The sequence below is a fragment of the Croceibacterium segetis genome, assembly GCF_011320115.1.
In the GTDB taxonomy this organism is placed as follows: Bacteria; Pseudomonadota; Alphaproteobacteria; order Sphingomonadales; family Sphingomonadaceae; genus Croceibacterium_B; species Croceibacterium_B segetis.
The window spans coordinates 145,237-169,115 of sequence record NZ_JAANOZ010000004.1; the positions used below are offsets into that span (position 1 = coordinate 145,237).

The window sequence follows — 23,879 nt, forward strand, 5'->3', positions numbered from 1 at the left end:
TGTCACCTTCCGAGTCCGAAAATGTCGCGTTCGGGCGGCAGGATTGTCGTCTTGCTCGACACACGACGCCGCGCCCGCCAGTTCTCGCGCCCGTCAGCTTGCGCCCGGTCCCACCCCCGCGCGAACAACGTGCCCTCACCGAGCCGCTCGCGCAGGCGATAGGCCAACTGCCGGCTCATCACCCCCGCCCGCTCCGCCTCGCCGACCCGCCGACCCGCCCGAGATCGGCGACCACGCCGAGGAAGACGTGGGCCTTGAGGTGGCCCAGTGATAGCGGGGACCGGGAAGCGAGGATTTATCGGGTGCGGGCGGGCTCATCGATGAGGGTAAGGCACAAGTGAGGTTTTTTTGGAAGGGGTTTTTGCGGCGGATTCAGTCCAAAGCGGACCCACCCCCCCTTCGTCATTATCCTCTGGTCAGCTTCGCTCCCCCTGAACGCGAGAACCCAGCGGGCTCTCGCGGTGCAGCGCGACTTCCAACCGACCGTCTATCTCCCTCGCGAACCGCAAAACGGCGCCATCTACACCGGCGCGACCTCGGACTTGATCCAACGCATCCACCAGGACCGCGAGGGCGTGTTCGAGGGCTTCACCAAGGACACAGCATCAAGCGTCTGGTGTGGTTCGAGAGGCACTCGACAATGGAGCACGCAATCGTGCGCGAGAAAGGGATAAAGAAAGGGATAAAAAAGTGGCTGCGACAGTGGAAGATGGAGCCGATCGAGTGCGACAACCTTGGCTGGTGCGACCTGGCCGAGGGTGCTTCTGGAGTCGACTGGGTCCCCGCTTTCGCGGGGATGACGAAGGGTGGTGGAGGAAGCTTCAATGTCCGCTTTCGACCCGTTGCGGTCATTCCTGTTATTGATTGCACGACGCGCGGGTGACGGCGGTCGCCTGCCACAGAATGGCTTTGATCTTCTCCCATCACTTGGTGACCTTAGCGCATTCGAAATTGTGTCTTGACGGTGGCTCCCGGGTCGAGCTTTAGCGGGTGTATTGGTATGAAAGACATCGAACCGTTGCCGGCCACCCTTGGTTTGGGCGCATTCAAGTTATTGCCAACGGCGAACTGGACAGTCCCGAGAGTCCTCTTCGCCACGCCTTTCAATTGCTCCGGTTGTCGCCGCGGGAATTCCGGCCTCTTGAATACGCGGCGCTCGACGAAAAGGGCTATGACGCCCTTCTGGAGGCCGGAAAACTCGAGGCTGCAGCGAGACGCTTGGTCGCAGCTCCCACCTTGGCTGTCACGACCGCCTCTTGCCCGCGGGGCGTGAAGGTCGCGATTGCATGCAGAGTGCTGAAAACTTCGGTTATCGCAGAAGGAGATTCCGTTGCCTCGGCAATACTCCAGGCATGGGCGAAATGATTACTGGCACTCAGATCTGAGTTCAGCACCGCCGACCTCGGGAAAGCTATTGGATCCTAGCCAAGAGACCGATCCTGACGGCGTCCGCCACCGTCCTAGCAGATAATTTCTCCATTAGGACGTCGCGAGCTGACTCTGTTTCGTCTAAAGGTAGCGATAACATCATCGCGATTGACTTGATCGAGCGCCCCTGAACAAGTGCGCTCAGAATTTGCCTCTCTGTTGCCGTAAGAGCCGCAATTAGACTTAGTGGGTCTCGCTGATGGCTATCGAGCGACATGGGAGCAAGGTCTACAATTCATTCGACATTCTTGTCCTGCAAGTGAAAGTCCCGGTCAACGCTGGAGGTAATAACGACCACCGGACTCACGCACAACCAGATTGCGCTACGAAGCAGTGGGCAATGAGGTCGATTGGCAGTTGGCCCACCAGGACCATGCGCATGTCCATTCACCTGCCTTAATGAGTGGTCCAGCGCGCTTCCCGAATTCCGCTTCCCACCCTTGTCGGACGGGCTGCACACGACCAATTTTTCGGGCACCCATGAGCTACTGGCGAGACCGTCCCAACTGGAAACGTGTGCGAAACAAGCCACCACGACGCCGCCGGAGATGTATCAACCCGCTATCCCGACGCCCTTCCAGCTAAGTCGGGTGTTGAGCCCTCGGCGGACGAAGCGGACCTTGACCGCCGGCGGCTCTTCCAGTCATCGCGGACAATCTTCTTTCGACCAACTGCGGACATTCAATGAGCGGGGTCAGATGACAGCATGGTTGATCTGTCTGCAATTTCAATGGCCGCTCCGCAGTGGATGCAAGCCTGGGTGGACCCGGACGTCGAGAGGCTCGATGGCTTTCTCGCGCCCGAATATGCGCTCGTCGGCGCTGCCTTTCCCGGGTGATACTCGGATCGCAATTCCTTGCTCAAAACCGCAATCTGCGTTTACACAGCCGAACGGGGCACCTTCACCGATCCGGGGGTGCGTGAGATCTCCTCTGGTCCGCCGGCTTGTAGCAATGTGCGTTGCTATGGAGTCACAATTCCGTAGCCTAGACACGATGGAAGCCTCGAAGCGCGCATTCGCCAAGACTGAGAGCATCTCGCGCACGAAAATTTAACAAAGATCGTGAACTCGCTTGTAGGCTTTCGGTCTTATGAGCCAGCCATGAGCACCGCATCTGATTACCGAAACCTCGCCGCCAAGTTCCGCCGAGAAGCCGAATGTGCGGTGTTACCGCAACTGCGCCAAGTCAATTCAGCGGCGGCTGAACGGTGGGAGTTCCTTGCCGATGAATTGGAGCGGACAGAAGGATCAGCGAAAGCGAACCGGATGGATTGGTTCCGCTAGAATCCAGAGGACCCGCGCACCTTTGCGGATATTCGCGACGGCTGCTTGACTCCCGACGCTTCAAAGGAGGGTGGCGAGGGTGGGGCGAAACTCCTAGAGAGCCACTTTCCAAACGCCTGCGTCCAAGCATAGCTTCGAGGCGTTCAGGCCAAATCTGCTCCGATGTCATTCGCAGCTCGGCTTGGTCCACCAGCAGTCGGCCGAGATCTCTTCGTGTTCCAACTGGGTCCAATTGGCGTCCGACACCGCGTACTAGTCAACCTGCACGAGAAAATAACGTTCGTCAGCCTCGACGACCTCGCCAGACGTAAGCGCAAACCGAGCAATCCGCTTCGCGATCTCAGGCCCGACATCAACCAGGCGCAGACCGACCTCTTCGTGAAGCTCGCGGCGCGCCGCCCCGCGATAATCCTCACCGGGTTCAAGACCTCCGCCCGGAGTGGCCCAGAACACCTGCCCTGCGAATGGTGCGACTTTGGGCTGGAACCGGAACAGAAGAACCTCGTCGCGACCGTTCACCACAAGGAGCCGTGAAGACGGGCGTTGCTGCATTACAGTTCGTCTACCCGCTGAGCAGCAGGCGCCGCAACCCGCAGTGTTGATATAAGATCGCCGAACACAATCTCGTCGGCACCCGGTCGTGAACGCCCGTTAACCCGAAGGCTGGTCGCGCCTCAGTGTTGCTCTCGATGTCCGGTTTCCACCCCAACCGGACGGTCAGCACACGACCCATTGCCGACATTCTGTCGGTGCACTGCGCGTGTATCCCCGCGACTCGGCCTATCGCCGCCCGAGACCCAGCTTGCGCACGGCGTGTGACCTGTTTAACTCGGTCCGACTTAACAAATGTGGGGCTGTGGTGTGAGCTCTATGGAGCGCGAGCCGCTTCCCGCTGCATCGCAAAAGGACGAGCTTGCGGATACCATTCGGATGCTCGCTCTGCGGATAGCGGAACCCGAAGCGAAGGCTGCTCGGGGCAGCGAAGCGCCGTCTCTCGGTCTAGTGAGGACAAGCTAGAGACTATCGCCTCATCCATTTACCGCTCGCGGCAGATCCGCTCAAGCTACTTGAAGGAGTCACTGTTATCGGATCCAGGATGGGGACATGTTGCTGGACTTGTTTATCAGCAAGATTCGCGGCCGAAGAGTTTCCACGACCAGCCTCTGTCTCGCCGCCAATACGCCTCCAGCGACGGGGCTCAGGTGGATCGACCAGCTACGCCAAGAAGCCTCCTCCAACGTGCCGCTGCGCATGATGATGCACGGGTGCAGCTTGTTGAGATTACTCCCAAAGGCTTCCAGCAAATGCGTCGCTTCAATGTTGATAGCGTAACCCGCTTCAACATGCCGATGCCAATTGATGGTCCGGACTAGGTCCCGATGCGGCTTACCGCAAATACTGTGCGTCTATTGGCATGATCGAATGGAATAATTGAAGCCGACCTTGACGACCGTTGACCCAAAGACTGAGCAACTGAGCGTTCCCGCAACCTCGAAATTTACTGCGGCGAAGACCGCCGCTGTTCGACTAAGCCTCCGTGCGGAAATCGATGGACCAGCCGAGATAGATCGGCTCCGAATTCCGCCCTTAGGGCCAATACGCGGGCCGCCCAAGCTTCTAGAACCGCATCTGCGACTGTTTCACCCATGCCGTGAATGTTGAGACCCAAGGCTGGGCATTTGATTGTCGCCGTGATCAGCCTGTCGCCTGCTGTCCCATCAACGCTCAAGGCGGTCCGCTGAGCAACCAGGTGCCTAGCCGCTGTATCAAAATCGCCGGAATCCAGCAGCGCCTCAAACAATTCGGCTCCTATCGAGAGACCCACGAAGGGCCGCAACGGTTCAGGCGTAAGCTGGAGCAGGTGAGATGCATGGCGAAGTGAGTTCTCGACGCAACCGAGTGCGCCGTCTGCAATCAGTTCAATCCGGGTGAACCATAAAATCGCATCGAGCGGCTCGACGTAAGCAGTCATTTTTCCCGCCCCCCAGCGGTCGACCCGGAATAGTCAAGCCTTGAGCAGCAGCTCGGCCTCGCATCACCATAACGGGATTAATCCAAAATGGACATATCTTTTAAGATCGGAGGGGGGCTTGTAGAGTCTCGATCTCCGCTTTCTTTTTTGACCGCTTTTACGTCGGTTAACAACCGCTAACCGCGTCCCCCTGAGGTACTGAAAGGCTGCGGTAAGGCGCGCCGACACGCCGTTTGGCATTTCGAAACAGCCAATCCTGATCAATTTTAAGCAGGCCGCGCCAAGGTTGGTGCCGCGATTAAGCATTCCGTACGTCACAGCCATTCGTGGAGGACTTGCCAAGCGTGGACAAGATCTGGAATGCCCGCACGCTGCACAGCCTTTCCGCCTCAGAGTTGGAAGCGCTACGAAACAATCTTCCAGCTGAAGCGCTTCGTGGGCCAGCGTCGGGTTGCACGCGCCGAGAATAAGGTAAGGCCGGAAATCGACTCCGATCTTATCCTTCAGTGTCTTCTGAATGTCGATTTCGCTGATCACACCGAAACCTTCGGTCTTGAGCGCTTCGCGCACGCGGCCAACCGCATCGGCGAAATCTCCGTGGATTACGGTCGAATAGTAATAGTCCATGGCGTCCTCCTCGTGGGCCAAATTCGCCCATGCATCCGACATTCAGATGACAGGGCGAATGCCGACGAATGCCAACGCCCCGTTTCGGACATTAGAGCTGGCCGGCAGCCGGTCAGCTTCCGCGCGGGCCCATTCCGAACCATGCCGCGACCGAGAAACCCATCTCTGCAGCACGCTGGCGCATCCGTTCGTGCGTCTGGTCGCGAAGCTGTTCGCGCTGCTAGGCGGTCTGTGCCGAACGCATCCGCTGGTGGAACTCGGTCCTTTCCTGCTCGGTCATCAGTTGCGTCATCATATAGCGGTCGCGCCCGGCGCCAGTGCCTGAGCCAAATGGAGCCTCGACGTCGAGCTCGCGTGCGCGCCGCTGGATCGTAGCCCGATGTCGCGCGCGGATGGCATCGCGTTCCTACACGTCTTCGCTGCCGCATTTCCTCACGGAATTGGGCACGCTCGGCACTCGTGAGCCGCGTCAGGCCACTGAGTTGATTAAGCGTGATCTTTTCAGTGTTGCGGCGACCCTGATCGCGCAACCGATCCGAAGTGCCGTAACCGCTACCATCCCGGAGTTTGTCTCGATCCCGATCCTGATCGGGAGTGATGTCGCGCAGCCGGTCCTGGTCCCTCAGGCGATCCTGATCGCCCGGCAGATCCTCGAGCGCTTTGTGGCTGCGCCGTCGCTCATCCACCGCCCCAGCTCTGAGCAAGTGCCGCCCCGCTTGTCGTAAGAAGAGCCATGGCCGCTGGACCCGTGCAAAAAGGGACTCCTTTTCATCAGACAATCTCCTGAATAGCTGCCGAGGTCACTTCCAGCGGCCTCCAAGGTTATCGCTAGTGCGCGCGGCGTGTGCGGTGCCTTCCGTAATCTCCCAAAGTCTCCATTCTTTCTGTTGCGCCCTACCATCCGCGGCCATGGGACATCCCGTGCTTAAGCCGCGAGGTTAACCGCCGAGCGGCTGAGTTCAGTCACTCAATCGTTTGGATAATTCGGGAGGAACGTCCGCTTTCCACCCAATGCGGACGTTCGCTCTGCGCCCCCCGGGAAGGTCAGCTGGCGCCGAGACCTCGGCTCAGTTCCATTTTTGGATCGCCTCAAGACCGACTGCGGCGGTTGCCGGGCTCCGGACAAGACCGGAGTTACGCCGACGGCCGGCGCGTCCATTCCTTTCCTCAGCTTGGGCGGACAGGCTTGCGGCGATGCGTTCCCGAGGAGATCAGTCATGAGCAGTGCTGGCGAGACGATCAAAGACATCGGGCCGGAGCCGCAGTCGTTCGACATCGAAACCGCGACAAAGGAAAACACGAATTACCGTTCGGTCGCGTGGAGCGGGCGCTATCTTCAAGTGACGCTCATGTCGATTCCGGCCGGTGGAGACATAGGCCTGGAAGCCCATCCGGAGACCGATCAGTTCCTGCGGCTCGACGCCGGCAGGGGGCGATTGCAGATGGGTGCCGCTAAGGACAAGCTGACTTTCGAAAAGGAAGTCTCAAACGGATGGTGCGTCCTCGTTCCGGCGGGGACCTGGCATAACATCACCAACATCGGGGAGACGCCGATGCAGGTCTATACGATCTATGCGCCCGCCCATCACTCGCCGGGCAAGGTGCAAGCGACGGCCGCGACAGCCGAAGCCGACAAGGACGACGAACCGGCGGCCTGGTCGGTGCAGCCGAAACGGGCGCCCGACAAGCACGGGTGACCCTGGGGGCGATTTGAACCGCCGAATGGATGGCCATACCCCTCCGCCGGTATGACCATCGCGGCAAGACCGTTTGGGGGGTCAGAGGAGCCAAGGTGTAGGAGGGCTCGCCGTTATGTCCGACGATACGAATACTCCCGCGGATCAGGAGGCCGCCGAAGCCGAGGTCGAGAAATTTCGGCGTCAGCTTGGACCGTTCGTGGTCGCAGCCGAAAAGACCCGCATGGCGATGATATTCACCAACGCATGCAAGGCCGAAAACCCGATCATTTTCGCCAACGACGCCTTCCTCAAGCTGACCGGGTTTACGCGCGAGGAAGTGCTCGGCGTGAGCTTCATGTCGCTGATGACGCGCGGCGTCGGATCGGAGGCGGTGGCGGAAATCGAAGCGGCGTTCGCCGGCCGCGCCGACCGCGAGCCGGAGATTTGTTATCGGCGCAGCGACGGCACCAGCTTCTGGGCCTCGCTTTTCGTCAGCCCGGTCTGCGACGAAGCGGGTGATGTCGTGCAGCACTTCATATCGTTCGTCGACGAGACCCGGCAGCGCGAAAAGCAGACGCGTTGCGAGATGCTGGTCGATGAACTCAATCACCGCGTGAAGAACACGCTATCGACGGTCCAGTCGATCACGCGCCAGGCATCGCGCGCGAGCGATGACCCGAAAGTCGTCCGGGAGTGGATCGAATCGCGCATCTTCGCGCTCTCCCGGTCGCACGATCTGCTGACGCATCAGAACTGGGAGGACGCCGGACTGCGAGAGCTGATCGACGCGGCGCTTGAGCCCTTCGGAGTGGCGAACGGCCGCGCCGAGCGCTTCACAGTCGACGGCGCCAAGATCAGCCTTACCCCCAAGGCGACGTTGGCGCTGGGCGTCGCCTTCCACGAGCTGGCGACCAACGCCGTGAAATACGGCGCCCTTTCGAACGACGTCGGAACCGTCGAGATCGCGTGGAACACCGAGATGCGGCCTGGTGGCGAGCGGCTGATCCTCACCTGGCGCGAAAAAGGCGGTCCCGTCGTCGCACCGCCGACGCGCAAGGGGTTCGGCTCGCAGGTCATCGAGAGCGGCCTGGCGCACGAACTCAAGGCCAAGGTGCGCCTCGACTATCTCCCTGAAGGATTGGTGTGTACTATCGACCTGCCCGTTCCGCGAAAGGCCTTGGATGCATAATGTCTTTTCGGAGCGACGCATGCTCGTCGTCGAGGACGAGATGATGGTCGTCATGAACATCGAGGGCGCGCTTGCCGATCTAGGCTGGTTGGGGGTGTCCTTCGCGGCGACGGTGGATGACGCACTGGCCCTGCTGGAGGCGGAACACTTCGATATCGCGATGCTGGATGTCAATCTGGACGGGCAGCCAAGCTATCGCGTGGCCGAAGCCCTCGCGCTGCGCGCCATCCCCTTTGTCTTTTCGACCGGCTACGGCGAACACGGCATCGAAGCGCGCTTCGGGGACCGGCCCGTGCTCAGAAAGCCTTATAGCGACCAGCTACTCGGCGAGGTCCTCGCCAGCCTCTTGCCTGCCGGCGGTGAGGTCATGCCCTGAGGCTATCACCGCAAGGGCTCTGCGCTTCTTGCTCATCAAGGCCCGCAAGCCGGCTGTCGGCTAGCGGCCAAGGCGTGCTGCTCGTCGCCTCGCGGCCAATGTCTGCTTTCCACCCATTGCAGGTACTAACGAAACTGCCCTAGCGCTCAGCCCACCGCGATCTTCAACTCGCCATCACCCTCGTCGATCTTGACCGTGCTACCGTCGGGAATCTCGCCCGCCAGCAGCTTCTCGGCCAGCGGATCCTGCAAGTACCGCTGGACTGCGCGCTTGAGGGGCCGCGCGCCGTAGACCGGGTCGTATCCGACGCGGCCGAGCCAGCGGCGGGCGCCGTCGGTCAGGTCGAGCTCGATCTTGCGGTCCTTGAGCAGCTTCTGCACGCGGGCGACCTGCAGGTCGACGATCGGGGCCATGTTCGCCTGGCTCAGGCGGTGGAACAGGATGATCTCGTCGAGGCGGTTGAGGAATTCCGGGCGGAAATGCGCGCGGACGACTTCCATCACTTGCGGCTCGACGCTTTCCACGCCCTGCCCTTCCTCGATCTGGGTGAGGAACTGGCTGCCGAGGTTGCTGGTGAGGATGATCAGCGTGTTCGAGAAGTCCACCACGCGGCCTTGGCCGTCCGTCAGCCGGCCGTCGTCGAGCACTTGCAGCAGCACGTTGAACACGTCCTGGTGGGCTTTCTCGACCTCGTCGAACAAGACGACCTGGTAGGGGCGCCGGCGAACGGCCTCGGTCAGCGCGCCGCCCTCTTCATAACCGACGTAGCCCGGAGGGGCGCCGATCAGGCGGGCGACGGCGTGCCTTTCCATGTATTCGGACATGTCGATGCGGACCATCGCGTTGTCGTCGTCGAACAGGAACCCGGCGAGCGCCTTGGTCAGCTCGGTCTTGCCGACGCCGGTCGGGCCGAGGAACAGGAAGCTTCCGAGAGGCCGGTTCGGGTCCTGCAGGCCCGCGCGGGCGCGGCGGACGGCCTTGGAGACCGCGGTTACCGCCTGCTCCTGGCCGATCACGCGCTGGCCGATCGCCTCTTCCATGTGGAGCAGCTTCTCGCGCTCGCCTTCCATCATCCGGTCGACCGGGATGCCGGTCCACTTGCTGACCACGCCGGCGATGTCGTCTTCGGTCACTTCCTCGCGCAGCAGGGCGTTCTCGCCCGCGCCGACGGCTTCGGCGAGCCGCTTCTCGAGCTCGGGGATGCGGCCGTATTGCAGCTCGCCGGCCTTGGCGAGATCGCCGGTGCGCTGGGCCTGCTCGAGCTCGATGCGCGCCTGGTCGAGCTCTTCCTTGACCTTACCCTCGGCGGCGATCTTGTCGCGCTCGTTCTGCCAGCGGGTGGTCAGCTCGGCCGAGCGCTCCTCGAGCCCGGACAGCTCCTCGCGCAAGGCGGCGAGGCGATCCTTGCTCGCCTGGTCCTTCTCCTTGCCGAGCGCCTGCTCCTCGATCTTGAGCTGGATGATCCGCCGGTCGAGGTTCTCGATCTCCTCGGGCTTGGACTCGACTTCCATGCGGATGCGGCTGGCCGCCTCGTCCATCAGGTCGATGGCCTTGTCGGGCAGGAAGCGGTCGGAGATGTAGCGGTTGGAGAGCTGCGCCGCGGCGACGATCGCGCCGTCGGTGATGCGCACGCCGTGGTGCAGCTCGTACTTCTCCTTGAGCCCGCGCAGGATGCTGATCGTGTCCTCGACGGTCGGCTCGGAGACGAACACCGGCTGGAAGCGGCGCTGCAGCGCGGCGTCCTTCTCGACGTACTTCTGGTACTCGTCGAGCGTGGTTGCGCCGATGCAGTGCAGCTCGCCGCGGGCGAGCGCGGGCTTGATCAGGTTGCTGGCGTCCATCGAGCCTTCGCTGGCGCCGGCTCCGATCAGCGTGTGCATCTCGTCGATGAACAGGATGATGTGACCTTCGGCGCCCTTGACCTCGTCGAGCACGGCCTTGAGCCGCTCCTCGAACTCGCCGCGGTACTTCGCCCCGGCGATCAGGCTGCCCATGTCGAGGCTCATCAGCGCGCGATCCTTGAGGCTGTCGGGTACGTCGCCATTGGCGATGCGCAGCGCCAGGCCTTCGGCGATGGCGGTCTTGCCGGTGCCGGGCTCGCCGATCAGCACGGGATTGTTCTTGGTCCGCCGGGCGAGGATCTGGATCGTGCGGCGGATTTCCTCGTCGCGGCCGATCACCGGGTCGAGCTTGCCGTCGCGGGCGGCCTGAGTGAGATCGCGGGCGTATTTCTTCATCGCGTCGTAGGCGTTCTCGGCGCTCGCCGAATGCGCCTCGCGCCCGCCGCGCAAGTCGTTGATCGCTGTGTTGAGGGCCTCGGGCGTGACGCCGGCGGCCTTGAGCGCCTGGCCGGCAGCGTTGGTCTTGCCCAGCGCCAGCGCGAGCAGCAGCCGCTCGACGGTGACGAAGCTGTCGCCGGCCTTGTCGGCGACCTGCTCCGCCTGGTCGAGCACGCGCACCGCGTCGTTGTCGAGGCCGGGAGGCGACTGCGCCCCCGAGCCTGATACGGCGGGGATCTTGGCCAGCGCCGCGTCGACATCGGCGACCGCTTTCGCCGGATTGCCCCCGGCGCGCTGGATCAGGCCCGAGGCCATGCCTTCCTTGTCCTCGAGCAGCGCCTTGAGCAGGTGCTCGGGCGTGATCCGCTGGTGATTCATGCGGATCGCGACGGTCTGCGCCGATTGCAGGAAACCTTTCGCACGGTCGGTGAACTTTTCGAGATCCATGATTTCCCTCGTTCTCTCTCGCGGACCAAATGGTGTGTTATCCCGGCAACACAAGTGCCCCGGCGGGCGTGGCGGCGGCGCGGTTGTAACTGCGCGGGCGCGGCCGAGAAAGCGCTAGGTAAAATTCCGGGTCCGTGCGATCCCGCTTGGGGGTCCGGGGGACAATAGCCGATGGAAATTCCGGTCGAGGAAGCGCCGACTCTCACCACCGACCATCCGCTCACGCCGAAACAGCGAAGACAGGCGATCCTCGCCGCCACCCTCGGCAACGGGCTCGAGTTCTACGATTTCATCACCTTCGCGTTCTTCGCGATCCAGATCGGCCACACCTTCTTCCCGTCGCAAAGCGCGTTCCTCAGCCTGATGGGCTCGCTGGCGACGTTCTTCGCCGGGTTCCTGACCCGCCCGCTCGGCGCCTTCGTGCTCGGCAGCTACGCCGACCGGGTCGGGCGCAAGCCGGCGATGATGATCAGCATGACGATGATGGGCGTCGGGATCATCCTGCTGGTGATCACGCCCGGCTATGCGACGATAGGCTACGCCGCGCCGGTGATCGCGGTCATTGCGCGGATGATCCAGGGCTTCGCGCTCGGCGGCGAGGTCGGCTCGGCGACGATCTACATGATGGAAGGCGCGCACCCCTCGCGGCGCGCCTGGGCGATGAGCTGGCAGGGGGCGAGCCAGAACATCGCCGCCAGCGTGGGCTCGTTGGTCGGGCTACTGCTGAGCGCGGTGATGACCGACGCCGAACTGTCGCTCTACGGCTGGCGCATCGCGCTGGCGCTCGGCGTGACGATCGTCCCGGTGGCGCTATGGGTGCGCAAGTCGCTGCCGGAGACGATCCACCATGCCGATACGGCTGTGATCCCCAACGACGGCTTCCGCACATACTTGCGCCCGATCGTATGCGGCCTGCTGATTATCGGCAGCGGCACGATCGCGACCTACATCTTCCAGTACATGGCCACGTACGGGCAGAATACGCTGCACCTTTCGACCACGCTTTCGCTGGGCGGCGAACTGGCCAACAACGCCATTGCCATCGTCGCGATACTGGTCGGCGCGGCGGTGAGCGACCGCAAGGGGCGCAAGCACGTGATGCTCCTGCCGCAGCTGCTGTTCTGCGCGCTGATCGTGCCGTGCTTCCTGTGGCTGACCACCGAGCGCGATGCAGTCAGCTTCATCGGCGCCAACCTGATCCTGTCGTACGTCCAGGGCTACATGTACGGCGCCGTCTACGCCGCAATCAGCGAGAGCATTCCCAAGGAAGTGCGCGCACGGACTTTCGCGCTGGTTTACGCGCTTCCGGTGGCGATACTCGGCGGTTCGACCCAGCTCGTCGTCACCTGGATTCTCGAGGTCACCGGCAGCCCGATGTCGATTGCCTGGTACCTCACGGCCATCTCGCTGATCGGCTTCGGAGCGATGTATGCGCTCAAGGAAAGCGCGCCGGTCAAACTGGGCCTGGCCAGCCCGGAGTGAGCAACGCTCGTCCAGCGCGGTAAGGCGTTGATCGAAAGAGTGACCCTTCGCGCGCGCGCGTGCTAGGCACACCGCATTCGATTCCTCATCGACGGGACTGTCCATGCGCCGCTTTTTCGCCACCACCGCCCTGCCCTTCGCCCTGCTTGCAACCGCCGCGACCGCGCAGCAGGCCGCGCCTGCTCCGAAGCTCGCGCCGCTGTCGCAGCTCGTCGGCGAGGTCGACATCCCCTACCAGACCTTCACCCTGCCCAACGGGCTCGAGACGATCGTCCACACCGACCGCAAGGCGCCGATCGTCGGGGTCACGGTGTACTACCGGGTGGGTTCGAAGAACGAGCCGCGCGGGCGCACCGGCTTCGCGCACCTGTTCGAGCACCTGATGTTCGGCGGCAGCGAGAACGTCGAGAACTTCGACATCCCGCTCGAGGCGGCGGGCTCGACCAGCACCAACGGCTCGACCTGGTACGATCGCACCAACTACATCGAAGTCGTGCCGACGGGCGCGCTCGACCTCGCGCTGTTCGAGGAAAGCGACCGCATGGGCTACTTGCTCGGCGCGGTGAACCAGGACAAGCTCGATAAGCAGCGCGGCGTGGTCCAGAACGAGAAGCGGCAGGGCGACAACCAGCCTTACGGCCTCGTCGAATACCACCTCAACGACAACCTGTTCCCAGTCGGTCACCCCTATCGCCACACCACGATCGGCTCGATGGCCGACCTCGACGCGGCTTCTCTGACGGACGTGCGCAAATGGTTTACCGACCATTACGGGCCGAACAACGTCGTCCTCGCAATAACCGGCGACATCGACCTCGCCACCGCCAAGCAGAAGGTCGCGCAGTGGTTCGGCGACATTCCGCGCGGGCCCGAGGTCAAGCCGGTTGCGGCGGCCCCCGTGACGCTCAAGGCGCCGGTGCGCGAGACGATCACCGACCAGGTGCCGGTGACGCGGATCATCCGTGCGTGGACCGGCCCGGCGCTGACCGCGACGGACGCCGTGCCGCTTCAGGCGGGTCTGTATGTCCTCGGCGGGCTCGCCAGTTCGCGGCTGGACAACGCGCTGGTACGCGGCGAAGAGCTGGCGGTCTCGGTCACTGCCGGGGTCGAGCAGCACGAGCAGATCGGCTTCATCCAGGCGCAGATGGACGTGAAGCCGGGCGTTGACGTGGCGATGGCCGAAAAGCGCTTCGACACGGTGATCGACGACCTCGTCAGGAACGGGCCGACGAAGGACGAGCTGCAGCGCGCTGCCACCGATATCGTCTCCTCGCAAATCGGCGCGCTCGAGCTGGTCGGCGGGTTTTCCGGCAAGGGCGCCACGCTGGCCGAGGGCGAGCTCTATGCCCACGACCCGGCGCACTACAAGAAGGAGCTGGCCGAACTGGCCGCGCTCACTCCCGCACAGGTCAAGGCGACGCTGCAGAAGTGGCTCACCCGCCCGGCCTACACGCTGACAATCAAGCCCGGCGAGCGGACCGAGGACGGCGCGCTGCTCGGCGGCTGGGGCGACGAAGGCAAAGTGCCCCCGCCGCCGAAGGATCCCCAGACTCCGGTCGCCGTGCCGCGCACCGCCCCTCCGCGCCCGGCGCCGCCGGTGGCCGAGGTCAAGGACCTGACCTTCCCGGCGATCGAGCACGCGAGGCTCTCGAACGGCATCGACGTCGAGCTCGCCCGCCGCACGGCGATCCCCAAGGTCAGCCTGGCGTTGACCTTCGACGCCGGCAACGCGGCCGACGACCCGGCGCACGCCGGCACCCAGTCGCTCATGCTCGACGCGCTCGAGGAAGGCACGACCACCCGCAGCGCCGAGCAGATCGCCGCGGAGCAGGAGCGGCTCGGCGCCAGCATCAGCGCAAGCAGCACGACCGATTCGAGCCAGATCTCGATGACCGCGCTGACCGCCAACCTCCTGCCGTCGCTTGAACTGATGGCCGACATCGCCCGTCACCCCGGGTTCGCGGAAAGCGACATCGCGCGGGTCAAGAACCAGCGGCTGGCGGAGATCTCGCAAGAACAGGCGAGCCCCGTGCGGCTGGCGCAACGCGCGATCCGCCCGCTGATCTACGGACCCGGGCATCCCTACGGTTCGGTCGGCGGCACCGGCAGGGCCGCGGTGATCGAGGCACTGACGCCGGCGGCCTTGCGCGCCGAGCACGACAAGTGGCTGCGGCCCGACCTCGCCCACATCGTCGTCGTCGGCGATGTAACGATGGCCGAATTGCTGCCCAAGCTCGAAACCGCGTTCGGCAGCTGGAAGGCGCCCGCCGGCGCCGCGCCGGTGAAGGCGATCGACGCACCCATTCCCGCCCCCCAACCACGGCTGGTGGTGATCGACCGCCCGAACTCGCCGCAATCGGTGCTCCTGCTCGGCCGCGCGCTGCCGCTCAAGGGCAGCGGCACGGGCCAGGAAGCGGTCGAGCTTGCCAACGAGGTGATCGGCAACGACTTCCTCTCGCGCCTCAACAGCGACTTGCGCGAGGATAAGGGCTGGACCTACGGCATCTCGAGTTCGCTGCTGCAGGTCCGCGGGCCGCGCGGATTCATCGTGCTGACCCCAGTGCAGACCGACCGCACGGCGGATTCGATCAAGCTGATCATCGAGGACATGAAGGCCTTCCCGAAGGCCAAGGGGGTCGATGCGGTCGAGCTTCAGCGGGTGACCGAGGGCAACATTCGCAACCTGCCCAACCGCTTCGAGACCAACGGCCAGGTGCTCGGCGCGCTGCTCGACAACCAGCGGCTCGGGCGCCCCGACGACTATCAGACGAGGCTGCCCGAGATCTACCGTTCGCTCGACGCCAAGGCGATCGACGCGGCGGCCACCCAGTACTTGCAGCCCGAGCAGATGGTCATCGTCGTCGTCGGCGACCGCAAGGAAATCGATGCCCAGCTCAAGACGCTGGGAATGCCGATCGAGTACATGGAGGCGAAGGACCTCTAGCAACGGCAAATGCGCTTGGCACCTGCCCGGCCGAGGAGTATGCTTTGGTCCGCAGCCCAGAGGCAATCGCCGTACCGTCGGCGGAGATCAGGGGGGTCCACATGCGCAAGATCGTCATCGGATCGGGTTTGGGATTGGTCGCCGCGGCGATCCCGGCACAGGCCGCAGTATTTCCCGTCGCCGTCGAGCCTGCGGGCGTCAGCGACGCCGGACGGGTCGCTTTTCTCCAGGCCGGCAATCCGCAAGGGGTGCTGATCGGCCTGAACAAGCCGGGCACGACCGAGATCAAGCAGCAGGGATCGGACGCGATCAAGGCGACCGATTCCCAGGTCAAGATGAACCCCTACGACAAGATGAACGCAGCGGCCCAGCTGAAGATCAAGGGCGAGAGCCAGATCAAGCTCAACGGTGACGGCCTCAAGACGGGGTCCCAGATCAAGTCGCCGGCGGAGTCGCAGATCAAGATCAAACAGGGCGTCCAGCTGAAGACGGGGATCGCCGGCGTGCAATGCGACGCGTTTGGCGATGGAAGCGTGAAACCGGGCCAATAAGCCTTGCGTTCAGCCGAAGGTGGAGGACAACATGCGAAAGATCGTCTTCAGCTCCGGCCTGGGTCTGGTCGCTGCGGCCATGCCCGCGCACGGCGCCGCGGTGTTTCCGGTCGCCGTCGAGCCTGCCGGCGTCAGCGAAGCCGGCCGGGTCGCCTTCCTCCAGGTCGGCAACACGCAAGGCATTCTGATCGGCCTGAACAAGCCGGGCGCCACGGAGCAGATCAAGCAGAACGCGCCCGCCCACAAAGCGGATTCGCCCTACGACAAGATGAAGGCCGAAGCCCAGCTCAAGATCCAGGGCCAGAACAAGATCGGCAATACCAACCAGCTCAAGACCGAGGACCAGCTCAAGATCAAGAACGAGAGCCAGCTGAAGATCAAGAACGACGCGCAGCTCAAGCTCGGCACCGGCAGTCAGCTCAAGGTCGGGGGCACCGACTCGATCGTGCGGCCGAACTGCCTGCAACCGGGCCAGTAGGGCCGGCGCCGTGGCGAATTCCCAGGAGTTGGATTGACGTCGACATCCAAGGGCGCCGCGCCTGACCGGCTGAGGACGATCGACGGCTACATCGCCGACACGCCTTACCCGAGCAATTTCCATTCGTCGTTCCAGCCGCCGTGGACCGACTGGAACCTCGAGCGCCGCGGCATCCGGCCACCCCGGTCGGCGGCTAAACCCTTCCGCTACGTCGATCTGGGCTGCGGCGATGCCTTCGGGTTGATCGCCACCGCCGTCGCCCATCCGCAGGGCCATTTCGTCGGCGTCGACGCGATGCCCGAGCACGTCGAACGAGGGCAGCGGCTGATCGATGCGGCCGGCATCGGCAACGTCACGCTCCACTGCGAGGAGTTCGCCGCGGCAGGCTCGCTAGCGCTCGGCGACGCCGATTATGTCGTCGCGCAGGGCGTGCTGGCGTGGATCAGCGCGACCGCCCGCGCCGCACTGCTCGACCTCGCGGCAAGCTGGCTGCGCCCCGGCGGCGCCTTTACGGTCGGCTACAACTGCTTCCCCGGCTGGAGCGAAATTTACGGACTCCAGCGCCTGATCGTCACCTTGGCCCAGAGCGCACGCGGTTCGTCGGTGGAGCGCTTCGCCCAGGCACTGGAGACCGTGAGGACGACCGCAATCTTCCCGCCTTCGGTGTGGGAGTGGCTCGATCCGTTGCTCGAACGCCTGCCGCCCGCATACTTCGCGCACGAGTATCTCAACGGACATTGGCAGCCGTCGTGGTCGGCTGACGTTATTGCCGCGCTGGCCGAACGAGGTCTCGACTTCGTCGGCCAGGCCAGCGCCGGACGGATGCGCGAAGACCTCAGCTTCCCTTCGGAATGGCGAGAGGCACTCACCGCCATGCCGAGCGCGGCAGCGCGCGAGCTGGCGGCGGACCTGCAGAGCGGGACCTGGTATCGCCAGGATATCTACGTCAAACGCCCGCACCGGCGGATTACCGCGAGCAAGCTTCCGGCCAAGCTGCTGGAGCGCTGGTGGCTGCTGACCGAGCCGGCAGGGCAGGTCGAATTCAGCTACGCGACTTCGGCGGGAACCTTCGAGTTCGATAATGCCGCGTCGCGAGCGATCGTCAGTGCGCTCGGCGAAGGGCCTCGTCCGCTGTCCGCGATAGGCGGCTTCGCGCCCGCCGATCTCATCAACAGCATCGACGCGCTCTATGCTGCCCGGCTCGTGATTCCGCTCGATCCGCCGGGCAAGACGGCGGCGGATTCGTTCAACCGGCTCTTACGCGAACAAGGCCATGACAGCGGCGGGGTGGCAACGGCCCATGGGGCCTTGCCGATCGACGCAGCCAGCCTGGAGCAGCTTGGTGAGGCCGACTTGAGCCGTCTCGGACTGATCCCCGGCGGAGGGGCTCGCCAGCGCAAAACACCGGCTAATTGAAAGCCTCGACCCCAAAAGTTCAGGCCGAGGCGGACTTGCGTAGCAACATGGCGGACTGGAAGTGGTAGAATCGCTCTTCGTAGGCGACCACGTCCATCCATTTCGACCACTTCCGCGTTATGTAATCCCGGTCGTAAAAGACCCGCGAGGAAGGATCGTTGTCGAAATAGAACATTTCGCAATCGGCTCTCGAAACCGCGTGCTTGCGCTCGAGGCGCTTCAATTGCGCGATGGTCGAGGGCACCAGGACATCGGCGTAAGTTGTCCGCATTTCCTCGGCGCTGACCTTGTCCTGGACCGTCGCGTAAAGATGCCCCTGCGGCTTTAGCACGCGGCGGATCTCGAGCAGCCACGCGTCGGCCAGGTCGGTGATGTGCGTGAATACCGAGGCACAGAACACAAAGTCGAAATAGTTGTCGGCGAAGGGCAGATGCGGCGCCGTGCTGACGGTGACGAAATTCAGTTCGGGCAAGTTACGCTGGCACCAGAAGATGTGCGGGGCGCTGATATCCGCGCCCCAGATCTCGGATTCTTCGGTTCGCGGGAAGTGGCGCGTCATCCGGCCGGCAGCGCAACCGAGGTCGAGCGCGACGCGCGGATGCGATATGCCCTTTGCCGCAAGAAGCGAGACGACCGCCTCCATGTCCGCGCGGCCCTCGGCCAGGTACTCCTCGCTGGTGCCCAAGTAGCCGACCCAGAGCCTCCGCGGGGGTACTTCCTCCCGCTCACCGCGAGTGAGCACGACCGGGCTGCCGCTCTCGTCGAGCGGGCGCAGTTTGCCGGTGACGTGCGAAGTGGCACGGATGCCAAGGTGAAACAGCGGCCTCACGAGCGCAAAGATCAGCTCGCGAACGCGCCAATTGAATTTGGACATCATCATGGCGCCCCCCGTCGGCCGTCAGCCGAGCTTCTGTTTCAGTAACTCGTTGACCACCTGCGGATTGGCCTTGCCCTGCATCGCCTTCATCGTCTGGCCGACGAAGAAGCCGAACAGCGCTTCCTTGCCGGCCTTGTAGTCGGCGACTTTGTCGGCGTTGTCGGCAAGGACCTTGTCGATCGCCGCTTCGATCGCGCCGCTGTCGCTTTCCTGCTTGAGCCCTTCGCGCTCGACGATCGCGCCCGCGCTATCGCCGGTCTCGAGCATCCTTTCGAGAACCTGCTTGGCGATCGAGCCGGAGATCGTGCCCTTGCCGATCAGCGCGAGCAGCTCGGCGGCCTGCTCGTGGCTCACCGGGCTGTCGGCGAGCGAATGCCCGCCCTTGTTGAGCGCGCCGAAGAATTCGCTGATCAGCCAGTTGGCGGCCTGCTTGGCGACTTCGGCCTCGCTCTTGCCCTGCGCGGCCGCGGTTTCGCTGAGGAGCGCTTCGAACCAGCGGGCGGTCTCCACCTCCGCGGTCAGGACGGCGGCGTTGTAATCGCTCAACCCGAGTGCCTCGATGTAGCGCCGCCGCTTGGCATCGGGCAGCTCGGGCAGGCTGGCGCGGCACTCGGCGACGAAGGCGTCGTCGAGCTCGAGCGGCAGCAGGTCGGGATCGGGGAAGTAGCGGTAATCGTGCGCGTCTTCCTTGCTGCGCATCGAGCGGGTGGTGCCGGTGCCCGGATCGAACAGCCGGGTTTCCTGGACGATCGTGCCGCCGTCTTCGAGCACTTCGACCTGGCGCCGGGCCTCGTGCTCGATGGTCGCCATCACGAACCGGACCGAGTTGACGTTCTTGGTCTCGGTCCGCGTGCCGAATTCGTCGCCCGGCTTGCGCACGCTGACGTTGACGTCGGCGCGCATCGAGCCTTCCTCCATGTTGCCGTCGCAGCTGCCGACGTAGCGCAGGATCGACCTCAGCTTGCGGACATAGGCGCCGGCCTCGGCGGGGCTGCGCATGTCGGGCCGGCTGACGATCTCCATCAGCGCCACGCCCGAGCGGTTCAAGTCGACGTAGCTCATCGTCGGGTGCTGGTCGTGCATCAGCTTGCCGGCGTCCTGCTCGACGTGGATGCGCTCGATGCCGATCGTCTTGTCCTCAGGGATCCCGGCCTTCTCGTCGGCCTCGATCGTCAACGCGCCCTCGCCCACCAGTGGGTGGTAGAGCTGGCTGATCTGGTAGCCCTGCGGCAAATCGGCGTAGAAGTAGTTCTTGCGGTCGAACCGGCTCCACTTGTTGATCTGCGCCTCGATCGCGAGCCCGGTGCGAACCGCCTGGCGGATGCACTCGCGGTTGGGCACCGGCAGCATGCCGGGCATCGCCGCGTCGACCAGGCTCACCTGCGCGTTGGGCTCGGCCCCGAATTCGGTGCTGGCGCCCGAGAAGAGCTTGGCCTTGCTGGTGACCTGCGCGTGGACTTCGAGGCCGATGACGACCTCCCATTCGCCGGTGGCGCCGTGGATGCGGTAAGTGCTCATGGGCGCCGCGATAGGACGGCTAGGCGGGCCTGAAAAGGGGGCAGAACACAGCCGGCGCCACAGCGCCTAAATGGTGGGGGCGGTCTGCTCCGCATTCGGCGCACCGCGGCGACGCGCTTCCCGCCGGGCCCATTGCCGGCCCGGCGCCTCGATCAGGCGATAAGTCTGCGAGGCGAGCGCGATGCACAACGCGGCAACCGCCAGCGTCAGCGCAGTATTCCACCATATGCCAAGATCGATCGCATCGAGGCCGGCCGTTCCCGAGGACTTTAGAAGATCGTCGCGTCCGAGCCGAGCCAGAACCTTCGTGAGCGCCTGCGAAACGACCGCGATGACCAGCAGGTGGATCATGTAGATCGAATAGGACCACCGCCCGAGCGCCCTCATCGGTCTGGTCGCCAAGATCCGCGTGACGAAACCCCGTCCGTGGGCGAACAGCAGGATGGCGAGCAAGAACGAAAGATCGCAGGCGAGCAGCCGCCAGCTGTCGTCGCCGAGCAGTGCAACGAGGGTCGCTGCCAGGAGGAGCGCAAGTCCCTCCGCCGCGCCAGGCGCCGGAAGCCGGCCGATGGCGCTGTGGCGGCAATATGCCGCATATCCTGTAACTCCCAGCCCGAAACCGATCAGGCACCGTTGCAGCATATCCGTGAATACCGGCCAGTTCAGGCCAGCGAGATAGCCAGACAGCGCGAGAAGCCAGATCGCCGCGGCCGCGAGGTAGCCGAACCGGCCACGCCCGAACAACAGGGCAGCCAGCAAGTAAGCAGCCAATTCGACCGAGACCGACCAACTCGCAAAGTTGTATACGTTTGGATCGTTCGGGACGTACCCGTCCAGCATCAGCAAAGCGCGCGCAAGATAATCCCCGCCATGGCTTCCCCCGAACAGCGCCCGTCCGCTGGCGAGCTTTGCGACAGCGAATGCAGAGACGACCGCGAATTGCATAGGATAGAGCCGTCCCACGCGCAAAAACATGAAAGTCACACGGGAAAATCCTTGCGTCAGGCGTTCGCCATAGGCGGCGGTGATGACGAAGCCCGACAGAACGAAGAAGAAATCGACGAAGATCGGACCGGCGCGGACGAGCCGCAGGCCGGAAATCAGCCCAAAATCGCCGAAGTGAAAGAACATCACCATCACGGCTGCCACGCCGCGCAGCGAATCGAGCGCTTCGAACCGACCGGCGGCCAGCGGCCGTGGCGGCCCGCTGTTGCTATGTTTCCCCCCGTCCACGCACCGTCCCTATAGGCAATAGGCCCCGGGATATGGATATGGCATCAGGGCGTCATGGCAATCTGTCGAAAGTTAGTGCCCAGTTTTCGGACAGTTATGGCGCGAGCGGGCCCGCGCCGGTCACCGCTGTCGCGACGGCGTGGACATGCGGAATTGTCGGCGGGCTGATCGGCGCCGCCACCAGGCGCACGCAATGTCGCCAGCTGCCCTCGAAGCCCCTCAGGACGAGTAGGCGCCTACGATCGCGCGAACGGCTCGTCCGCGGCTACCACCAGCGCTCCGGCCGAGCCGCGAACCCCGCTCGCTGCTCGATCGCCAGGCCGGCATCGAGCACGCCCTGCTCGTCGAACGTCTTGCCGATAATCTGCAGGCCGAGCGGCAGGCCTTCGGAGTTGAGTCCGGCGGGCACGCTCATCGCCGGAAGCCCGGCGAGGCTGGCGGGGACGGCGAAGACGTCGTTGAGGTACATCGCGATCGGGTCGTCGCTCTTTTCGCCGAGGGCGAAGGCGGCGCTTGGCGCGGTGGGGGCGAGAATCACGTCGCACCGCTCGAAGGCCGCGGCGAAGTCGCGCTGGATCAGCGTGCGGACCTTCATCGCCTGGGTGTAGTAAGCGTCGTAGAAGCCCGCGCTGAGCACGTAAGTGCCGATCAGGATGCGGCGCTTGACCTCGTCGCCGAAGCCGGCCGCGCGCGTCGCGGCGTACATTTCCTGAAGGTTGGCCCGTTCGGGCATTTCACGCAGCCCGTAACGGACGCCGTCGTAACGGGCGAGGTTGCTCGAGGCTTCGGCAGGCGCGACGATGTAGTACGCCGGCAGTGCGTATTTTGTGTGTGGCAGGCTGATGTCGACCACTTCGGCGCCGGCGTCCTTGAGCCAGGCGACGCCCTGGTCCCAGCTTGCGGCGATCTCGGCGTCCATCCCGTCCATCCGGTATTCGCGCGGGATGCCCACACGCTTCCCGCGCAGATCGGCGTTGAGCGCCCCGGCCCAGTCGGGGACCGGCATATCGAGACTGGTCGAATCCTTTGGGTCGAACCCGGCCATCGCGCCGAGCATGATCGCGCAGTCTTCGACCGAGCGCGCCATCGGCCCGGCCTGGTCGAGGCTGCTGGCGAAAGCGACGATGCCCCAGCGGCTGCAGCGGCCGTAGGTCGGCTTGATCCCGCAGATGCCGGTGAAGGCCGCCGGCTGGCGGATCGAGCCGCCGGTGTCGGTGCCGGTCGCGGCCGGGCACAGGCGAGCGGAGACCGCGGTGCTGGAGCCACCGGAAGAACCGCCGGGCGCGAGCGGCGCGTTGCCGCCGTCCTTGCGCCGCCACGGGCTGATCACGTTGCCGTAGAACGAGGTCTCGTTCGACGAGCCCATCGCGAACTGGTCCATGTTGAGCTTGCCGAGCATGCCTGCCCCGGCGTCCCATAGCTTCTGGCTGACCGCGCTCTCGTACTCCGGAATGAAGTGATCGAGGATGTGGCTAGCGGCGGTGGTCTGCACACCCTTGGTGGCGAACAGGTCCTTCATCCCGATCGGCACCCCCGCCATGCTGGCGAGCGGCTCCCCCGCCGCGCGATCCGCATCGACCTTCGCGGCCGCTTCGAGTGCCTTTTCGGGCGTGGCGACGATGAACGCGTTGAGGTCCTTCGCCGCGGCGACGTTGGCGTTGAACGCCTCGGCCACCTCGCGCGCGCTGAACTCGCCCGCGGCGACCCCGTCGCGGATCGCCTTGACGCCCAGATCGGTAAGCTGGGTCATTCGATAACTTTCGGAACGCCGAAGAAGCCGTGCTCGGGCGCGGGCGCGTTGGCGAGAACCTTGTCGCGGATGCCGCCGCCGGTCAGCGGATCGGCATCGACCACGTCGTCGCGCAGGCGCAGGGCCTGCGGGATCACCGCGGTCATCGGCTCGACGCCGGAAGTGTCGACTTCGCCGAGTTGCTCGACCCAGGCGAGGATGTTGTTGAACTCGGGCACCATCCGGTCGAGGGCGTCCCCGTCCATCTCGATGCGCGCCAGGCTGGCAATCTTGGCCACTGTCTTACGGTCTACGGACATGCGCGCGGCCCTAGCCGGGCGGGCCGGGCGCTTCAAGCGGCGCGACGCG

23 protein-coding genes are annotated in these 23,879 nt (G+C 64.2%); 12 read left to right on the forward strand and 11 right to left on the reverse strand.

The features are described from left to right. Nucleotides 1-2: 2 nt before the first annotated feature. On the reverse strand, nt 3-179 hold the full coding sequence (locus G7B69_RS06235) for a hypothetical protein (RefSeq protein ID WP_166177262.1): 177 nt from the start codon (nt 177-179) through the stop codon (nt 3-5). Nucleotides 180-640: 461 nt separating this feature from the next. Between G7B69_RS06235 and G7B69_RS17000 the strand changes: the two genes are divergently transcribed. Further along, the gene (locus G7B69_RS17000) at nt 641-883 is read left to right on the forward strand and encodes a GIY-YIG nuclease family protein (RefSeq protein ID WP_341479166.1); all 243 of its coding nucleotides are present in this window, start codon (nt 641-643) and stop codon (nt 881-883) included. 528 nt (nt 884-1,411) lie between these two features. Here G7B69_RS17000 and G7B69_RS17030 read toward each other — a convergent pair. Beyond that, nucleotides 1,412-1,645 carry a LuxR C-terminal-related transcriptional regulator gene (locus G7B69_RS17030; protein ID WP_166177264.1) on the reverse strand — a complete coding sequence of 78 codons (234 nt, stop codon included), beginning with the start codon at nt 1,643-1,645 and terminating at the stop codon, nt 1,412-1,414. 885 nt (nt 1,646-2,530) lie between these two features. On the opposite strand from G7B69_RS17030, the gene G7B69_RS16680 reads away from it, so the two are divergent. After that, nucleotides 2,531-2,713, forward strand: a complete 183-nt coding sequence (locus G7B69_RS16680) for a hypothetical protein (protein ID WP_207785963.1) — start codon at nt 2,531-2,533, stop codon at nt 2,711-2,713. Between the two features lie 252 nt (nt 2,714-2,965). On the opposite strand, the gene G7B69_RS16685 is transcribed toward G7B69_RS16680, so the two are convergent. From G7B69_RS16685 to G7B69_RS16765, 3 genes are all read right to left on the reverse strand, one after another. After that, nucleotides 2,966-3,265, reverse strand: coding sequence for an NUDIX domain-containing protein (locus G7B69_RS16685; RefSeq protein ID WP_207785964.1), 300 nt, complete (start codon nt 3,263-3,265; stop codon nt 2,966-2,968). 946 nt (nt 3,266-4,211) lie between these two features. After that, complete coding sequence (locus tag G7B69_RS06255; RefSeq protein WP_166177266.1) at nt 4,212-4,685, reverse strand: hypothetical protein; 474 nt, start codon at nt 4,683-4,685, stop codon at nt 4,212-4,214. 63 nt (nt 4,686-4,748) lie between these two features. Next, a complete protein-coding gene (locus G7B69_RS16765) occupies nt 4,749-5,312 on the reverse strand; it encodes a DUF302 domain-containing protein (RefSeq protein WP_243415048.1) in 564 nt (187 codons plus the stop codon). Between the two features lie 58 nt (nt 5,313-5,370). Here G7B69_RS16765 and G7B69_RS06265 point away from each other — a divergent pair, with 58 nt between their 5' ends. From G7B69_RS06265 to G7B69_RS06285, 5 genes are all read left to right on the forward strand, one after another. Beyond that, nucleotides 5,371-5,637, forward strand: coding sequence for a hypothetical protein (locus tag G7B69_RS06265; RefSeq protein WP_166177268.1), 267 nt, complete (start codon nt 5,371-5,373; stop codon nt 5,635-5,637). Nucleotides 5,638-5,704: 67 nt separating this feature from the next. After that, the gene (locus tag G7B69_RS06270) at nt 5,705-6,037 is read left to right on the forward strand and encodes a hypothetical protein (protein WP_166177271.1); all 333 of its coding nucleotides are present in this window, start codon (nt 5,705-5,707) and stop codon (nt 6,035-6,037) included. 492 nt (nt 6,038-6,529) lie between these two features. Further along, nucleotides 6,530-7,009 carry a cupin domain-containing protein gene (locus tag G7B69_RS06275; protein ID WP_166177273.1) on the forward strand — a complete coding sequence of 160 codons (480 nt, stop codon included), beginning with the start codon at nt 6,530-6,532 and terminating at the stop codon, nt 7,007-7,009. Nucleotides 7,010-7,124: 115 nt separating this feature from the next. Beyond that, nucleotides 7,125-8,180, forward strand: coding sequence for an HWE histidine kinase domain-containing protein (locus G7B69_RS06280; RefSeq protein WP_243415049.1), 1,056 nt, complete (start codon nt 7,125-7,127; stop codon nt 8,178-8,180). Between the two features lie 19 nt (nt 8,181-8,199). Then, a complete protein-coding gene (locus G7B69_RS06285; protein ID WP_207785965.1) occupies nt 8,200-8,556 on the forward strand; it encodes a response regulator in 357 nt (118 codons plus the stop codon). A gap of 146 nt (nt 8,557-8,702) precedes the next feature. Here the strand turns inward: G7B69_RS06285 and clpB are convergent, their stop codons facing one another. Beyond that, on the reverse strand, nt 8,703-11,282 hold the full coding sequence (gene clpB, locus G7B69_RS06290; protein WP_166177277.1) for an ATP-dependent chaperone ClpB: 2,580 nt from the start codon (nt 11,280-11,282) through the stop codon (nt 8,703-8,705). A 171-nt stretch (nt 11,283-11,453) separates the two neighbouring features. Between clpB and G7B69_RS06295 the strand changes: the two genes are divergently transcribed. The 5 genes from G7B69_RS06295 (at nt 11,454) to G7B69_RS06315 (ending at nt 18,153) form a co-directional block, all read left to right on the forward strand. After that, nucleotides 11,454-12,764, forward strand: a complete 1,311-nt coding sequence (locus G7B69_RS06295) for an MFS transporter (protein ID WP_166177279.1) — start codon at nt 11,454-11,456, stop codon at nt 12,762-12,764. 103 nt (nt 12,765-12,867) lie between these two features. Next, nucleotides 12,868-15,708, forward strand: coding sequence for a M16 family metallopeptidase (locus G7B69_RS06300; RefSeq protein WP_166177281.1), 2,841 nt, complete (start codon nt 12,868-12,870; stop codon nt 15,706-15,708). A gap of 101 nt (nt 15,709-15,809) precedes the next feature. After that, nucleotides 15,810-16,259, forward strand: a complete 450-nt coding sequence (locus tag G7B69_RS06305) for a hypothetical protein (protein ID WP_166177283.1) — start codon at nt 15,810-15,812, stop codon at nt 16,257-16,259. A gap of 31 nt (nt 16,260-16,290) precedes the next feature. Then, the gene (locus tag G7B69_RS06310; protein ID WP_166177285.1) at nt 16,291-16,737 is read left to right on the forward strand and encodes a hypothetical protein; all 447 of its coding nucleotides are present in this window, start codon (nt 16,291-16,293) and stop codon (nt 16,735-16,737) included. Between the two features lie 33 nt (nt 16,738-16,770). Beyond that, nucleotides 16,771-18,153 carry a class I SAM-dependent methyltransferase gene (locus tag G7B69_RS06315; protein ID WP_166177287.1) on the forward strand — a complete coding sequence of 461 codons (1,383 nt, stop codon included), beginning with the start codon at nt 16,771-16,773 and terminating at the stop codon, nt 18,151-18,153. A 19-nt stretch (nt 18,154-18,172) separates the two neighbouring features. On the opposite strand, the gene G7B69_RS06320 is transcribed toward G7B69_RS06315, so the two are convergent. The 5 genes from G7B69_RS06320 to gatC form a co-directional block, all read right to left on the reverse strand. Beyond that, on the reverse strand, nt 18,173-19,027 hold the full coding sequence (locus tag G7B69_RS06320) for a class I SAM-dependent methyltransferase (protein WP_166177289.1): 855 nt from the start codon (nt 19,025-19,027) through the stop codon (nt 18,173-18,175). Nucleotides 19,028-19,051: 24 nt separating this feature from the next. Then, nucleotides 19,052-20,548, reverse strand: a complete 1,497-nt coding sequence (gene gatB / locus G7B69_RS06325) for an Asp-tRNA(Asn)/Glu-tRNA(Gln) amidotransferase subunit GatB (RefSeq protein ID WP_166177291.1) — start codon at nt 20,546-20,548, stop codon at nt 19,052-19,054. A 66-nt stretch (nt 20,549-20,614) separates the two neighbouring features. Continuing rightward, entirely contained in the window at nt 20,615-21,781 is a 1,167-nt protein-coding gene (locus G7B69_RS06330) for an acyltransferase family protein (RefSeq protein ID WP_166177293.1), read from the reverse strand. A gap of 265 nt (nt 21,782-22,046) precedes the next feature. Further along, nucleotides 22,047-23,531 (reverse strand): Asp-tRNA(Asn)/Glu-tRNA(Gln) amidotransferase subunit GatA, encoded by a 1,485-nt coding sequence (gatA, locus tag G7B69_RS06335; RefSeq protein ID WP_166177295.1) that lies wholly within the window; start codon nt 23,529-23,531, stop codon nt 22,047-22,049. Next, the gene (gatC, locus tag G7B69_RS06340; RefSeq protein ID WP_166177297.1) at nt 23,528-23,830 is read right to left on the reverse strand and encodes an Asp-tRNA(Asn)/Glu-tRNA(Gln) amidotransferase subunit GatC; all 303 of its coding nucleotides are present in this window, start codon (nt 23,828-23,830) and stop codon (nt 23,528-23,530) included. The genes gatA and gatC overlap by 4 nt, the downstream gene beginning before the upstream one ends. Between the last annotated feature and the right edge of the window lie 49 nt (nt 23,831-23,879).

Excerpts from the sequence above, each read along its gene's own strand:
- G7B69_RS06270 (WP_166177271.1), top strand. The coding sequence starts at position 5,705 with ATGGCATCGCGTTCCTACACGTCTTCGCTGCCGCATTTCCTCACGGAA.
- gatC (WP_166177297.1), bottom strand. The coding sequence starts at position 23,830 with ATGTCCGTAGACCGTAAGACAGTGGCCAAGATTGCCAGCCTGGCGCGC.
- G7B69_RS06265 (WP_166177268.1), top strand. The coding sequence starts at position 5,371 with ATGCCGACGAATGCCAACGCCCCGTTTCGGACATTAGAGCTGGCCGGC.
- G7B69_RS06295 (WP_166177279.1), top strand. The coding sequence starts at position 11,454 with ATGGAAATTCCGGTCGAGGAAGCGCCGACTCTCACCACCGACCATCCG.
- G7B69_RS16685 (WP_207785964.1), bottom strand. The coding sequence starts at position 3,265 with ATGCAGCAACGCCCGTCTTCACGGCTCCTTGTGGTGAACGGTCGCGAC.
- G7B69_RS06235 (WP_166177262.1), bottom strand. The coding sequence starts at position 179 with ATGAGCCGGCAGTTGGCCTATCGCCTGCGCGAGCGGCTCGGTGAGGGC.
- G7B69_RS06305 (WP_166177283.1), top strand. The coding sequence starts at position 15,810 with ATGCGCAAGATCGTCATCGGATCGGGTTTGGGATTGGTCGCCGCGGCG.
- G7B69_RS06285 (WP_207785965.1), top strand. The coding sequence starts at position 8,200 with ATGCTCGTCGTCGAGGACGAGATGATGGTCGTCATGAACATCGAGGGC.
- gatA (WP_166177295.1), bottom strand. The coding sequence starts at position 23,531 with ATGACCCAGCTTACCGATCTGGGCGTCAAGGCGATCCGCGACGGGGTC.
- G7B69_RS06255 (WP_166177266.1), bottom strand. The coding sequence starts at position 4,685 with ATGACTGCTTACGTCGAGCCGCTCGATGCGATTTTATGGTTCACCCGG.
- G7B69_RS06300 (WP_166177281.1), top strand. The coding sequence starts at position 12,868 with ATGCGCCGCTTTTTCGCCACCACCGCCCTGCCCTTCGCCCTGCTTGCA.
- G7B69_RS16765 (WP_243415048.1), bottom strand. The coding sequence starts at position 5,312 with ATGGACTATTACTATTCGACCGTAATCCACGGAGATTTCGCCGATGCG.
- G7B69_RS06310 (WP_166177285.1), top strand. The coding sequence starts at position 16,291 with ATGCGAAAGATCGTCTTCAGCTCCGGCCTGGGTCTGGTCGCTGCGGCC.
- G7B69_RS17030 (WP_166177264.1), bottom strand. The coding sequence starts at position 1,645 with ATGTCGCTCGATAGCCATCAGCGAGACCCACTAAGTCTAATTGCGGCT.
- G7B69_RS06275 (WP_166177273.1), top strand. The coding sequence starts at position 6,530 with ATGAGCAGTGCTGGCGAGACGATCAAAGACATCGGGCCGGAGCCGCAG.
- G7B69_RS16680 (WP_207785963.1), top strand. The coding sequence starts at position 2,531 with ATGAGCACCGCATCTGATTACCGAAACCTCGCCGCCAAGTTCCGCCGA.
- clpB (WP_166177277.1), bottom strand. The coding sequence starts at position 11,282 with ATGGATCTCGAAAAGTTCACCGACCGTGCGAAAGGTTTCCTGCAATCG.
- G7B69_RS06320 (WP_166177289.1), bottom strand. The coding sequence starts at position 19,027 with ATGTCCAAATTCAATTGGCGCGTTCGCGAGCTGATCTTTGCGCTCGTG.
- gatB (WP_166177291.1), bottom strand. The coding sequence starts at position 20,548 with ATGAGCACTTACCGCATCCACGGCGCCACCGGCGAATGGGAGGTCGTC.
- G7B69_RS17000 (WP_341479166.1), top strand. The coding sequence starts at position 641 with ATGGAGCACGCAATCGTGCGCGAGAAAGGGATAAAGAAAGGGATAAAA.
- G7B69_RS06280 (WP_243415049.1), top strand. The coding sequence starts at position 7,125 with ATGTCCGACGATACGAATACTCCCGCGGATCAGGAGGCCGCCGAAGCC.